The following is a 15,265-nucleotide window of genomic DNA, read 5'->3' as shown; positions in this document are numbered from 1 at the left end:
TAGACAAATAGATCATAGATTAAAATCTCCTGTCTTAACTTTTATTATGTTTAGTTTAATAATTATTCTGTAGTAAATGGTGATGCAGGAAGTCCGGTCTTATTTTTAAGGTTTCCATCAGGGTTATCTGCCCAGTCGTATCTTACTGAAATTGGATTTGAAATGGTGTCGTTCCATACAATGATTTTGTTGCCTTCCATTTTTGCTTTTGCCCATTCATACTTTCCGTCTTTTCCTTTGATGGCAAAGCCTTTCAGTTCTGAAACAGATGCAAAATCATCGGTTCCATTTTTAAAGGAAAGAATGATTTTATTTCCTTCGATTTTCATTGACTGATAAACCGGTCCGTCTGCGATGATATTCTTTTTGCCTGCAGCTTTTAGTGCCTGCAAAGCCAGTCTGTCACCGACTGTTTTCTTGTTTAAAGGATGAATGTCATTCCACTCTCCTATGTCAATGATAACAGCCAATCCAGTGTTCGGAACTTTCAGCGAAACCTGGCGCTGTTGGTCTCTTAATTCTGCCCAATTGCTTTCCACAGGCTGCGCTTTTGGTTCCATAAAATTGGCTAATTGTACGGTGAAGAAAGGCAGATCTTTCTGGTTCCATTTATTTCTCCAATCGGTAATCATTGTGGTCAGCAAATCGCCGTATTCTTTTGGTTTTCCGGTGTTGCTTTCGCCCTGATACCAAATGGCACCTTTGATGCTATAATTGATAAGCGGATTAATCATTGCATTGTACAATCCTGTCGGTTTCCAACGGATGAAGGTTTGACCTGGAGCCATTTTTTCCATTTTTGCACCGATTTTATATTTCCATTCAGATTTTAAATCAATTTTATTTCCGTCAATTTCAAAGTAATAAGGTTTGTCAGCGATGAACTGTCCTTTTCCGCTTCCGTTGGAAATTCTTACCGCAATCACATTTTTTCCTTCCTTTAAAATGCCGGCAGGAATATCATACCAACGAGGTGGATATTCATAGGTTACATTTCCGACTTTTGTTCCGTTAATATAAGTAACATCAGCATCTTTTATTCTTCCTAAATTTAAAAAAGCGGCTTTTCCTGCCTGATTTTTAGTTAAATTAATTTCTTTTCTAAACCAAACCGAACCTTCAAAAGAGCCTTCCTTATCTTCCCAGGAACCTGGAATATTCATTGTTTTCCAATCAGAATCGTTTAGGTCGAAGTTTTCCCAATGTTGATTTAATCCGATATCGCTTTGGTCGAGTTCTGTGTACCAAGCTTTGCTCATTGCCTGTTCGGTAGATTCCGTCGACTTTATCAGCTTATCATTTTGCCATTTTTTCGCTTCATCCAGATATTCAGGGTATTTTTTCAGAGAATTTTCATCCATCCACGCCTGAATCGGTGAACCGCCTAAACTTGCGTGGATAATCCCAACAGCAACTTTATTTTTCTGGCTTAATTCTTTTGCGAAAAAGTAAGCAACTCCTGAAAAATTAAGAATCGTCTGTGGATTTGTCGCTTCCCATTTTCCGCCATCAAGCTCAGTTTGAGGTGACTTAAAATTATATTTTTGAGGAACCGTAAAAAATCTGATGTTCTGGTTATTTGCATTTTTGATTTCATCGGCGTAAAGCGGAGTCAGTCTGCGCATCGGCAGTTCCATATTCGATTGTCCGGAAGCGAGCCAGACGTCACCGATGAGAATATCTTTCAATGTAATTTCATTGATGGTCATCGTGTAAGGACCTCCGGCTTTTTGCTCGGGAAGTTTGATTTTCCAGTTTCCGGTTGGGTCAGCGGTGGTTTTGTAATTTTTGTTGAGAAATTTCACTTCCACTTTTTCTCCGGCGTCAGCTTTTCCCCAGATATTTAATTTCTGGTTGCGCTGTAAAACCATTCCGTCTGAAACCAATGTAGGAAGCGTAATTTTTGCATCAATAAAAGAAATGCATAATGAGCCTACGAATAAAATTAATATTTTAAAAAAGATTCTGTTTTTCATAGCAAATTGAATTCTGCAGTTTATTTTTAGTTTTTATCTGGCATTTGGGTCAGCAATCTTACCTCGATGATTTTCGGAGTAAGCGATTTTTCATTTGTATTAAATTTTACATTAAGAATCTCTTTCCTGCTTTCAGATTCAGGAATCGGGATTAATAATGATTGTGGAGAGCCACCCATTTTTCCATCGAAATTTTTAGAAATTGCTTTTGTTCCATTGATTTCTACATTCAAAGTTCGGTTATTGTTGGCATCAAAATAAATAAGATAAAGGTATTTTGCATTTTTATCTTTATTTCTCATCTGATAGCTGAACCAGCCTTTTGCCTCACGGAAATGACGGTCTTCCATATATCCGGTGTTGGAATCTTTACTTTCGATGAAATGGTCGGATTCCGGTTGCTGTTCACCCAACTGAATTTTATCTGTCGTAATGTTGTCCAGTTTTCTGATTTCCTCTTCTTCTTTGGCTTTCTGTTTCTGAATCATTTCGATTTTATCCTGATTCGCCTGAGGAAAATAAATAATGTAACGTTCTTCCTGAATTTTATAAAACGGAACCAGTTCTAATCCGTCATTGAATTTATTCTGAGGATACAAACCTTTTAATCTGAAAGTCAAATCTTTATCATTCACCGTTTCCAAATGGCTTAAAACCGAATCTGAATTTCCCAAAATGGTAGGGATTTCATTCAAAGGAATTTGTGGACCGTGTGCAATATGTCCGCCTCTGCTGTCATCAGCGAAAAGTCCGTCCTGATTTTCTTTTCCGTATTTGGCAGCTAAAACTATCGGACCATATTTAAACGCAAAATAATCCGAATGGTCAGGAAGCTGCTCTGCAGAAAGGTGCATCGGCATTTTCATTTCGATAATATCTCCTTTTTTCCATTTTCTTTGGATGGTAAAATAACCTTCAGCATCAACCGGAACATTGATATTTTTACCATTGATTGAAATTTTAATTTCAGAGGCATTTGCCCATTGCGGGACTCTTAATTTTAAATTTATATTTGATTTCGGAGCAATATCAAAAACTAATTTTGTCGATGGATTTTCAGGGAAATTATTTTCCTGTCTCAGAACCAATTTCTTTTCTGACCATTTTAAAATGGAAGGAATAAACAAATTTACATACAAATCTTCGTCAGAATACGCATAAATCATTTCACCATATTTGGCGTGATTTTCCATTCCCGAACCTACGCAGCACCAAAAGCTGGTTTCCGGCTGAGAATAAACCCTGTAATGGCCGGGACGCATCGGCGTGAAATAGACAAAACCGCCTTTTTCGGGATTTTGGGTGGAAAGAATATGATTGTATAGCGCTTTTTCGTAATAATCTACATACGACGATTTTGGATTGGTCGCATACAATTCTTTGGAAAGTTTCAGCATATTATACGTATTGCAGGTTTCGGGACCTTCGATACTTTTAATCATACCACTGAAATCATTGACGGAATTAAAATGCTCGCTCACACTATTTCCTCCAATTATCGCTGACCTTTTTTGCGTGACATTGGTCCAGAAAAAATCGGCAGCATTGCTCCAATCTTTGTTATTTTCTAAATCTGCAATTCTTTTAAAACCAATCACTTTCGGAATCTGTGTGTTGGCGTGAATTCCCGTAAGTTTGTCTTCACCATTCAGCAACGGGTTTAAAATGGCAAGATGAGAAAAACGACGGGCAAGTTTTAGATATTTTGGATTTTTTGTAATGTCATAAACATCGGCAAAAACTTCATTCAGACCTCCGTGCTCACTGCGAAGCATATCCTGAATCTGCTCATCGGAAAGTCCGGAAACTTCATCTGCCATCCAATCTGTGAGTTTTATCAGCATTTTTTTTGCTTTTTCGCTGTCTGCATACCAATAAGCATCGCGTAAACCCGAGTAAATTTTGTGAATATTATACAGCGGAACCCATCGGTCATTCAAACCGAAAGTTGCGGCACGAATATTTCCTTCAGCAATTTCTCTCCATATTTTTTTACCGTTTGGAACCCCGGAAAGATACCCATTTCCTGAAAGATTCTGACATCGTTCCAATTCATCAATCATATAATCCAAACGTTGCTTGATTTTTGTATCGCCTGTTGAAGCGTACATCAGTGCTAAAGCCGAAATGTAATGACCGCCAATATGACCATCCAATCCTGTATTTTCCCAGTTTGGATAATTTTCTTTTTTTGGTTTCAATCCTGCTTCTTTCAGATATGGCGCAAGAAGACGATCAGCATCCATCGACAGGATATATTTTTCATCAGTCTGCATCGCTTTGCTGAAAACACTTTCGGACAGATGAACCTTGTTGAGCGGAAAGTAGCTAACATTTTTCTTTACCTGCCCAAAAACAAACGAGGTAAAGCCTAAAAATAATATCAGTGATTTTTTGTTCATTAATAAATGTTTATTCAACATTTCTAAAAATAAAAGAAAGAATCAATATATCAAAGAATTTTATATAATGAGCCGATGAAATCTAAAAAAAACTTATATTAAAGTCTTGAAAAAATAATAAAAAGGAAAGAGGCTTATCATAAAAATTAAGATTATCAAAAATAACGATAATCAGAACCATACGATGAAATTGCTTGTATAAAAATGAATACTGAATATGCAGTCTGAACATTGGCAGATTATATAAATACCTTATCGTATTTTTAAGACTAAGTCTTTATCGTTCTTTTCAGGTAAATTTAAAATGCAAATGATTTTAATTTTAACACATTTTTAACATTGAGTTCATCTGTTTTTAATGTATTTAATGAATAGAATTTAACTTTAAGAGCTATTAATTGCTCCCAAAACATTAAGACAAACGATGAAATTTGGATTTTTTAAAAATAAAAAGCAAAATAAAGTGTATAAATTACATTTATATAAATTCATCCGTAAAATCTATGTCTAAAAGCATTAACTTTGCATAAAAATATAATCGATGACACAAGACTATTCTCATTTTCCACGACATTTGGTAGCTGTAGACTGTATTATTTTCGGATTCGACGGCGAAAATCTTAAAATCCTCCTGGTACAAAGGAATTTTGAGCCTAAAATGGGAGAATGGTCCTTGATGGGCGGTTTTATAGGAAATGAAGAAACCTCTGATGAAGCGGCGCACCGAGTCCTGAATACGCTTACCGGACTGGAAAATATCTATTTAGAACAACTCAATTCCTATACCCAAATCGACCGTGAACCTACTGCCAGAATTATGTCGATCTCATATTATGCACTGATCAATATTGAAAAGAACATTCAGATCAATGAAAAGTACAGCGCAAAATGGTTTGACTTTCAAGATTTTCCGACTTTAATTTTCGACCATAACGAAATGGTGCAAGATGCCGTTCTGAGACTGAGAAGAAGAGCGTCTACAAGACCTATCGGTTTCGAACTTTTACCGGAAAAATTCACGATGAAAGATCTTCAGAGTTTATATGAAGCGATTTTCAATGAGCAGTATGACAAACGGAATTTCATCAGCAAAATCAATGCGCTGGATATTCTTGTGAAAACGGAGGAAAAGGACATGACTTCGTCTAAAAAGGGTTCTTTCTTGTACCGTTTTGATGAAGAAAAATATAAGAAAAAACTGGCGGAAGGGTTTATGTTTAAGATTTAAAATCCACAAAAATTTTATTTTATAAGAAAAGATAAAATCCTATGGAGTTAACTGATGTTTTATGATATCTTTTCTATATGGGAATTTCTCCTACTGTAAATGATTATAAGTTGTATTAGAACAAAAACAGGACACCATTCCGGCATCCTGTATTTATTTTATTACATTTTAAATCTTACCAAAACCTCACATAAAGCGCCGTCAGTAAAAGTAATGTCACCACAATCAAAACCATCGTTCTGTTATCCACTTTGAACATTGTTGAATCAATTGCAAATGCTTTCGGATTCACTTTAGGACCGGCAAGACTGATAATAATCATAGCCAGAATAGTGAAGAAGAACGACCATCCCATATTAATTAAAAATGGAATTTCGGTAATCGTGTGAACTACACCATTCTCTAATTTTTCATACGTGAAAGCGGTGTATAACCAAGTTTCTCTGCCAAAAATATCAACTGCAAAACTGTTGAAGAAAATCGCAAGAACGAATCCTAAAATTACACCCACCAAAGCCGCAGTTCCGGTAGTTCTTTTCCAAAACATTCCCAAAAGAAACATCGCAAAAACGCCCGGACTGATGAATCCTGTATATTTCTGAATAAACGTGAAACCACCTTCTCCTCCGATTCCTAAAACATCCGTCCAAGTAAACGCCAACGCCAAAAACATCGCAATGATAATTGCCCATCTTCCGGTTCTCACCATTTGGATTTCAGTAGCATCTGCTTTCAGATATTTTTTGTAAATATCTAAAGTAAAAATTGTGGAAATACTGTTTACTTTTCCCGCCAATGACGCAACGATTGCCGCTGTCAATGCTGCCACTGCAAGACCTTTCAATCCAGTTGGTAAAAATCCCAAAATAGCTGAATAAGCACCATCTTTTACTCCATTGAAACCAGGCAAATGCCCTTTTGTATATAAAACATACGCTGCAATTCCCGGAAGCATTACGATAATCGGCATAAATAATTTCAGAAATCCTGCGAATAAAATTCCGGTTCTTGCCGTTTTCAAATCAGCACCTAAAGCACGTTGCGTGATGTATTGATTACATCCCCAATAATTCAGGTTGACGATCCATTGTCCTGCAAAATACATTGCCAATCCCGGTAGAACCACATATTTCTGAACATCCAAGTTTTCAGGCATTGCCAAAGTTGTTTTTGTAACTGTCGGCTTATCCAATATCAATTTAAAATGTTGTGGAGCCTCGTTCATCAAAGTCTGGAAACCTGCAAAAGCATTTCCTACAGCTGCACCGTTGATTCTCTGGTCAACAATCTGAAGTGCCATATAAACCGTTGCAAAACCTCCGATAATCAAGACCGCTACCTGAATCACATCGGTGTATCCGATTACTTTCATTCCTCCTAAGCCAATCAGTAAAGCCATAAGAAGTAATCCGACCATTATAATATGAAGATTATCTCCACCCAATAATGTATCAATTGCCAAAGCTCCAAGATAAAGAATTGAAGTAAGGTTTACAATTACATACAGAAACAGCCAGAAAACTGCCATAATAAGAGAAACCGATTTGTTGTAACGGGTTTCCAGAAATTGCGGCATCGTATAAATCTTATTTTTAAGATAAATCGGAATGAACCAAACCGCAATGATAATCAATGCTATCGCTGCAATCCATTCGTAAGCTGCAACAGCAATTCCCACGAAAAATCCTTCCCCACTCATCCCGATAAACTGCTCCGCCGAAATGTTGGAAGCAATCAAACTGGCTCCAATCGCCCACCAGGTAAGTGAACCTTCTGCAAGGAAGTAATCTTTACTGCCTGTAGCTGCAGATTTTTTTCTGTTGTAAATCCAGATTCCGTAACCTGCTACCACCACAAAATAAATAAGAAATATGATGATATCAATCGTTGCTAAATTTCCCATAATCTATTTTTTAACAGAGAATTTATAAATCGTTTTAGTCTGGTATTTCTGACCAGGTTTCAATTCCGTCGAAGGGAAAGATGCCTGATTGGGTGAATCCGGGAAATGTTGAGTTTCCAAACAGAAACCTGTTCTGAATTCATTTTTTCCGCCAGTTTTGGTGTCAAATTTTCCGTCAAGAAAGTTTCCGGAATAGAACTGAACACCCGGTTCATCAGTCAAAACTTCCATTACTCTACCCGATTCCGGATGATACACTTTCGCAATACTTCTCATTCCGCTTCCGTTCAGAATCCAGTTGTGATCGTAGCCTTTTCCTTTTTTCAATTGGTCATTATCAGCGTTGATATCTTTTCCAATCGGTTTTGAAGTAGTAAAATCAAAAGGACTTCCTTTTACCGCTTTTTCCTCTCCAGTCGGAATCAATGTTTCATTTACAGGTAAGAATTTATCTGCATTGATTTGCAATTCGTGGTCGGTAATCGTTTTTGAGAAATTCCCTGAAAGGTTGAAATACGAATGCTGGGTAAGATTCACAACCGTTGCCTTATCCGTTGTTGCTTGGTAAGAAATCTCCAAGGCATCGTCGTCTGTCAAAGTATATAAAACAGTGGTCGTCAGTTTTCCGGGATAACCTTCTTCACCGTCTGCACTTGTGTAAGTCAATTTCAAAGTTGGAAATTTGGCATCTTTTACAGGTTCAATATTCCAGAATTTGGTATGGAAACCTTCTTTTCCACCGTGAAGACTGTTGGGTCCATCATTTTTGTCGATGTCGTAGGTTTTGCCTTCCAACGTGAATTTTGCATTGGCAATCCTGTTTCCGTAACGCCCAATCAATGCTCCAAAATAATATGGATTTCCATTGAAGTAATCTTCAGGTTTTGTGAAGCCTAAAACGACATCTTCATATTTTCCGTTTTTATCGGGAGCTGTGAGCGAAGTGATAATTCCACCAAAATTGATGACTTCCACCTTCATCCCATTTTTATTCGTTAAGGTATATTTTTTAATGGAATCGCCTTTCGCTGTCACTCCGTAATCTGAAACCTGTATGTTTTCCATATTTTCTTTTTGAGGCTGGTTATTATTTTCTTTTTTATTGCACCCGAAAATACATAAAAGCGCAATAATAATCAGGTTATAAGTTATTTTTTTCATATGTAGATTTTATTGTTTTTAAAGGCCATATGCAATCGCTCAGTTTTCCTCGGTGCTTATATTTACAAATGACCGCGATTTCATAGTCTGAATGATTTTGCAAGATTAACGATAATAAATTTCATTCCAGCGAAGGGTATTCTTAAAATCACGGATTTTTGTGTCTTCATCGATAACAAGAGATTCAATTCCTGCAATTTCCGCAAAATCTTCCAGCTGCTCTGCACTGATGTTTTCACTGTAACACGTGTGATGCGCTCCACCAGCCAAAATCCAGGCTTCTGCAGCCGTGTACAAATCAGGAAGCGGCTTCCAAAGAACTCTTGCCACAGGAAGTTTTGGTAATTCTTCAGTGATTTCCAACGCTTTTGTTTTGTTAATTAACAGCCTGAAATGATTTCCGAAATCCATAAGAGCAGCATTGAGAGAATCAAGATTTCCTCTTGAATTGAAAACCAAACGAACCGGGTCAGCTTTTCCACCAATTCCCAACGGATGAATTTCACAAGACGGTTTGTCAACCGCCAAAACAGGGTCAACTTCCAGCATATGAGAGCCTAAAACCGAAGGATTTGAAGGATTCAAATGATAGGTATAATCTTCCATAAAGGCATTTCCTCCTTCAAGACCTTGTCCCATCGTTTTCATCGTACGAACTAAAGCGGCAGTTTTCCAGTCACCTTCTCCTGCGAAACCATAACCTTTTTCCATTAACCTCTGAACGGCAATTCCCGGAAGTTGCTCCAAACCGTGAAGGTCTTCAAAAGTATCTGAGAAACCTTTGAAATTTCCGTCTTTCAGGAATTTTTCTAAACCTAATTCTATTCTTGCAGCTACTTCAAGAGATTTTCTGTTGCTTCCGCCTGAAAGAAGAGATTCTGCCATTTTGTATGAGGCTTCATATTCTTCCATCAAAGTTTTGATTTCGCCATCGCCAATGGAATTGATAACACTTACCAAATCTCCGATTCCCCAAGTGTTTACCGAAAATCCGAATTTGGTTTCCGCTTCTACTTTATCACCATCGGTTACGGCAACATATCTCATATTATCTCCAAAACGAGCGAATTTTGCACCTTGCCAATCGTCCCAACCTGCCGCAACACGGCTCCAGTCTCCGATTTGTTTTTGAACTCTTTCGTCAGCCCAATGTCCGACAACCACTTTTCGGTTTTTGCGAAGACGGCTTACCATAAATCCAAATTCACGGTCACCGTGTGCCGCCTGATTCAGGTTCATAAAATCCATATCCATCGCAGACCACGGAATATCCTGATTGAACTGCGTATGTAAATGCAGCAATGGTTTTTGCAAAGCGGTCAAACCACGAATCCACATTTTGGCAGGTGAAAACGTGTGCATCCAGGTGACTATACCAATACAGTCTTTTGCAAAATTGGCGGCTGTAAGGGTTTCGAAAATTTCTTCCGTAGTTTTTACCGTTGGCTTTAAAACTACTTTTACAGGAATGGATGATGAAGCATTCAGCGCTTCAACAATTTTCTGTGAATGTTCTGCAACTTGAGCCAATGTTTCAGGTCCGTATAAATGCTGGCTTCCAGTGATGAACCAGATTTCTTTTTTATTGAGAGGTGTTAACATATTTTATAAATGATAAATGATAATTAATGATTGATTTTTTTAAGCCAATTGCTAATCGCCAAAAGCTAACAGCTATTTACTGTCCGTAATAGGCATTTTTGCCATGTTTTCGTTCGTAATGTTTTTTAATGAGTGAATCTTTCAGGCGTGGCGCATCCGGGTTGATTTGTCTTGTGCGATACGCCATTTCTGCAATGGTTTCGAGAACTTTGCTGTTGTAAACGGCTTTGTCTGCATTTTTACCCCAGGTAAACGGTCCGTGATTTCCGATGAGAACCATTTCTACTTCTTCGTAAGACAGTTTTTTTTCTTTGAAGCAGTCCAAAATCTGGATTCCGGTGTTGTATTCGTAATTTCCTTCGATTAAATCATCCCGCATTGGTGGTGCGCACGGAATATCTGTTGTCAGATGGTCTGCGTGAGTCGTTCCAAAAATAGGAATGTCCATTTGAGCCTGCGCCCAAGCTACCGAATAAATAGCGTGGGTATGAGAAATTCCGCCAATGTTTTCCCAGTTTTTATAAAGGTAAGCGTGGGTTTTGGTGTCGGAAGATGGTTTTAAATTTCCTTCAACCACATTGGCATCGTAATCTAAAATCACAATATCTTCCGGCTTCAATAATTCGTAAGGAACGCCGCTCGGTTTGATGGCAAAGATTCCCTTGTCACGGTCGACGGCACTTACGTTTCCGAATGTGTAGACGACCAGCTTCAAGGCATCCAACTGCATATTGGCTTCGTAACATTCTCTCTGGAGTTCTTTATAGATGCTCATTTTATTTTTATTAAATGATTAAAAGATTAAATAATTTAAAGATTACAGGTTACCTATTTCGGACTGCAGACCTTATTGATTTAGTTTCAGCATTGAATCTCACGCAGCCCGACCTGAGTGGAGCTCTTTTTGTGTAGCAAAGCGGAACAAAAAAGCGGGAACGGAGGGCGGATAAAGCTGCCATAAAATTTTGGTTGTTAGTTTTAGTTTTATATTCAATTAACAGGTCGCCTCTACGAGGCTTGATGTGTATCGTCTGAATCGTTGGCTATTAACAGGACGCTCCTACGGAGCTGTCGAAGGTGGATTGAAAATTTATATCAATTACAAACTATCAACTTTCAACTTCTTTTTCAATTTGATATTATCTTCTGTGAAGTCTGCGAGAATTTGATATTGACTCATTAATTCTGCATACTTTTCTACGTGTTCTGCCTGCGGGAAATATTCGGCTTCGAAATCGGAACCCATTTTTTGACTTGCGTCTCGGACATTCGGATAAATTCCTGCTGCAACGGCTGCGTAAATCGCTGCTCCCAATGCCGGAGCCTGGTCGGATGCAGCTACGACAATAGGCATATTCAGGACATTTGCCAAGGTCTGCATAATGAAAGGCGATTTTCTTGCAACACCACCAATTCCGATAACTTTTTCGATTTTTACGCCTTCTTCTTCGAAGCGGTCAACGATTTTTTTGGAACCGAAACAAATGGCATTCACCAACGCTTTGAAAATATGCGGTGCTTTTGTTCCGAGTGAAAGATTGCTGATAGCCGCTTTCAGTTCTTGATTGGCATCGGGCGTTCGTCTGCCGTTCACCCAATCCAATGCAATAGGAACGGCTTCGGAAAGAGGAATTTTTTCTGCCTCCAAAGTCAGATTTCGGATGAGATTATTTTCTATTTCCTCTTTTAAAAGTTGTTTTTGATTGTCATCGATGATAGTAGAATTCATCAGAATATTTTGAGTTGGCCACATCAGAATGTCTTTGTACCAAGCCAGCAAATCTCCGAACGCAGACTGACCAGCCTCAAGACCCATCAATCCCGGAATCACAGAACCATCTACCTGTCCGCAGATTCCTTTGACCGTTTTGTCTCCGATAATTTCGTTAGGTGCAACCATAATATCGCAGGTGGAAGTTCCCATAATTCGGATAAGCGTGTTCTCCTCTACTTTTGCGCCGACTGCTCCGGAATGGGCGTCGAAAGTTCCTACGGCAATCACGGTGTTGGTTGTCAAGCCTAGTTTTGCTGCCCATTCTTGATTTAAATTTCCTGCAACCTTATCGGAAGTGTAAGTTTTACCGTACAATCTGTCCCGAAGTTTGGCTAAAGACGGGTCTAACTGACCAAGGAAATCCTCAGACGGAAGTCCATTCCACGATTCGTGCCACATTGCTTTGTGACCGGCCGCACAACGGCTTCTTTTGAAAGTTGATAAATCCTGATGGTCGGAAAGGAGAAACGTGATATAATCGCAATGCTCCATCCAGCTGTAAGCCGAATTTTTAACATTGTCATCAACTCTGTTGATGTGGAGAATTTTCGCCCAAAACCATTCGGAGGAATAGATTCCGCCTTCAAATCTGGTATAATCTTCGCCGCCCCAATTTCTCGCCAAATGGTTGATTTCCTCGGCTTCTGAAATTGAAGTATGGTCTTTCCACAATACCATCATTGCATTTGGATTTTGTTCGAATCCGGGAGTCAGAGCCAATGCAATTCCTTCTTTGTTTACCGGAAGCGGTGATGAACCAGTGGTATCAATACAAATGCTGACAATACTTTCGGGGGCTACTCCACTTTCTTTGACAACATCGGAAATGGTCTTTTCCAAGCCTTCAATATGGTCAAGCGGATGTTGACGGAATTGATTTTGTTCCGGTTGGCAGAATTTTCCTTCTTTCCATCTTTGGTAGTAGCTTACGGATGTTGCGAGTTCGGCTCCGTTTTCTGTATCAATCAGGACTGCACGCACCGAATCCGTACCATAATCTAACCCGATAACATATTTCTTCATTGTTGCGATGAATTAAATTTTAATAAATGTTGACATTTCTCTTATTGAGAGAATAAAACAAATATAAATTTTTATTTTAAATAAATGTAAATATTACACTTAATTTTAATTTTTCTTTTATTGATGGTAATTAACAGCTATTTTATCTTTAAAACAACGAAAGAATTGGCTGGGATTTGAACAGAAAGTTTCCCCTTTTTAATCACAGAATTCTCTTCAAGAGGTTTTATGTTTTCTGTTTGAAAATTATTTTCATCAGAAAGTTGTGATGCTGTTAAGGTTGTTTTAGTCAGTTTGCTTCCTAATTTGATATTTTTCGGATTGATTTCAATTGATTTTTCGTGAGAATCTGTATTGACAATTTTAATGATTACTTCATTCTTTTTACCGTCTTTCACTGCGGATGCGAAAAGTTCATTTTGTCCTTTTACAGCATTTCCGTTTTCAGAAATTTTAATTAAATCGGTTCCTTTGTTGTTTGAAAACAATTTTTGAACGTAATAATTGGGCGTTGCGTAAGAATGTAAATTATTAAACCAAATTAAATCCGGTGTCCATTGCCAACCATCTGCGTGAGCCAAAAGCGGCGCATAAGAAGTCATCGTGACAACATCGGCATTTCTCTCAAGCCCGGTCATAAAAGCGGCTTCTGATAATGCGGTCTGCCAGTTATTTTTATTGTCAGGTTTTACTACTCCGACCGATTGGGCAGCGTATTCTCCTGCGAAAACTTTTGGTCCGGAACGGTCATATTCATCATATCTTCCGGCATTTTTTGTAAACCACTCCGGTGAATTGTAATAATGCTCATCGACAATTTGTGCATTGAGTTTTTTGAGTTCTTTCCAACCGTATTCAAAAAATTCTCCGTCGGGCGAAGGTCCGCTTCCTGAAATGATTTTAATATCAGGATATTTGGAATGAATGGCTTTTTCAAAAATCTTGTAACGTTCGATGTAATCTTCTCCCCACTGTTCATTCCCTACACCGATATATTTCATATTGAATGGTTTCGGATGTCCCATTTCAGCACGGATTTTTCCCCATTTTGTACTAGAATCGCCATTTGCAAATTCAATCAAATCTAAAGCATCCTGAACGTAAGGGTCTAAATCTTCCATTTTTACAAGCTCTGCGGTGTTGAACTGACAAGCCATTTCGCAACTTAAAATCGGAAGTGGTTCTGCGCCTAAATCTTCCGCCAGCTGGAAGTATTCAAAAAAACCAAGCCCAAAAGACTGCCAATAATCCGGTGTGAGACGATGTGAAAATCCGTTGTTCCATTTATTGATAAGATTTTCACGGTCTTCCACTTTACCAATTGTTTTTTTCCATTGATATCGTTCTGCCAACGTTCTACCTTCAACAATACAGCCACCCGGAAAACGTAAAAATCCCGGTTGTAAATCATATAATTTCTGAACCAAGTCTTTTCTTAAACCTCCTTTTCTGTCTTTCCAGGTGTCTTGCGGAAACAATGAAATCATATCCATATTCACAATCCCTTTTCCTGTAAAAGTGATTTGAACTTTAGCTTTTTCAACTGTTTTGGAAGGTGTGAAAACAGCATTATATTTTTGCCAGCCTCCGCCTTTTATGATTGTAGAAACTGAAGAAATCACTGTTCCGTTTTCATCAATCAGACTTGTGTTGATGGTAGAAATATTTCCCGAAATGTTTTCTAAATTAAAACTGAAATCATATTTTTCACCTTGATGAAAACCAATTCCTCTGAATCCTTCGTTTTCCAACACATAATTTTTGTCGTTCCAGACCGTGATTCTTGCATAGTTTTTATTCGTTTTTGATTTATCGGTTATAATCGTCAGAAAACCGGAATCCAGATTGGGAGAAAGTGTTTTTGTGTTTTGCTGTTTCCAGCCCGTCAACGGTTCATCAAGTTCAAAACTTCGGTTCTTGATTAATTCAGCATAAATTCCACCATCGGCTGCAAAATTGATGTCTTCAAAGAAAATCCCATACATCGTTGGCTGGATTTTGATGTTGGTAGAAGTTCCGTCTAAATCTAGGAAATGCTTTTTTACATTCCCATTTTGAGCAGAAAAAAATGCAACACTTAGTGAAATGGCGGCTGTAAATATTTTGGTTTTTGTTTTCATTTCTGAGTTGAAAAGTTGGTTTTTTATTGATAACCTTATACATTTTAAAAACCTGTAAGGTTTCACAGTCTGATGG

9 protein-coding genes are annotated in these 15,265 nt (G+C 38.1%); 1 reads left to right on the top strand and 8 read right to left on the bottom strand.

From position 1 onward, the window contains the following. Positions 1-62: 62 nt before the first annotated feature. Positions 63-1,976 (bottom strand): sialate O-acetylesterase, encoded by a 1,914-nt coding sequence (locus FOL89_RS00905; protein WP_144280968.1) that lies wholly within the window; start codon positions 1,974-1,976, stop codon positions 63-65. 26 nt (positions 1,977-2,002) lie between these two features. Further along, positions 2,003-4,378: a glycoside hydrolase family 127 protein gene (locus tag FOL89_RS00900; protein WP_144280967.1), complete on the bottom strand. Its 2,376-nt coding sequence runs from the start codon at positions 4,376-4,378 to the stop codon at positions 2,003-2,005. Between the two features lie 541 nt (positions 4,379-4,919). Between FOL89_RS00900 and FOL89_RS00895 the strand changes: the two genes are divergently transcribed. After that, a complete protein-coding gene (locus FOL89_RS00895) occupies positions 4,920-5,606 on the top strand; it encodes an NUDIX hydrolase (protein WP_144280966.1) in 687 nt (228 codons plus the stop codon). A 175-nt stretch (positions 5,607-5,781) separates the two neighbouring features. On the opposite strand, the gene FOL89_RS00890 is transcribed toward FOL89_RS00895, so the two are convergent. From FOL89_RS00890 to FOL89_RS00865, 6 genes are all read right to left on the bottom strand, one after another. Beyond that, positions 5,782-7,509, bottom strand: coding sequence for a sodium:solute symporter family transporter (locus FOL89_RS00890; protein ID WP_144280965.1), 1,728 nt, complete (start codon positions 7,507-7,509; stop codon positions 5,782-5,784). A 3-nt stretch (positions 7,510-7,512) separates the two neighbouring features. Further along, complete coding sequence (locus FOL89_RS00885; RefSeq protein ID WP_144280964.1) at positions 7,513-8,670, bottom strand: aldose epimerase family protein; 1,158 nt, start codon at positions 8,668-8,670, stop codon at positions 7,513-7,515. Between the two features lie 105 nt (positions 8,671-8,775). Continuing rightward, positions 8,776-10,272: an L-arabinose isomerase gene (araA, locus tag FOL89_RS00880; protein WP_144280963.1), complete on the bottom strand. Its 1,497-nt coding sequence runs from the start codon at positions 10,270-10,272 to the stop codon at positions 8,776-8,778. A gap of 76 nt (positions 10,273-10,348) precedes the next feature. Further along, positions 10,349-11,047, bottom strand: a complete 699-nt coding sequence (locus FOL89_RS00875; protein WP_144280962.1) for an L-ribulose-5-phosphate 4-epimerase — start codon at positions 11,045-11,047, stop codon at positions 10,349-10,351. Positions 11,048-11,371: 324 nt separating this feature from the next. Next, positions 11,372-13,069, bottom strand: coding sequence for a ribulokinase (locus FOL89_RS00870; protein ID WP_144280961.1), 1,698 nt, complete (start codon positions 13,067-13,069; stop codon positions 11,372-11,374). A gap of 137 nt (positions 13,070-13,206) precedes the next feature. Next, entirely contained in the window at positions 13,207-15,189 is a 1,983-nt protein-coding gene (locus FOL89_RS00865) for an alpha-L-arabinofuranosidase C-terminal domain-containing protein (RefSeq protein WP_144280960.1), read from the bottom strand. Positions 15,190-15,265: the final 76 nt, after the last annotated feature.

Source organism: Chryseobacterium echinoideorum, assembly GCF_007474535.1.
GTDB lineage: Bacteria > Bacteroidota > Bacteroidia > Flavobacteriales > Weeksellaceae > Chryseobacterium > Chryseobacterium echinoideorum.
This window is presented reverse-complemented; position numbering and strand designations above follow the sequence as displayed.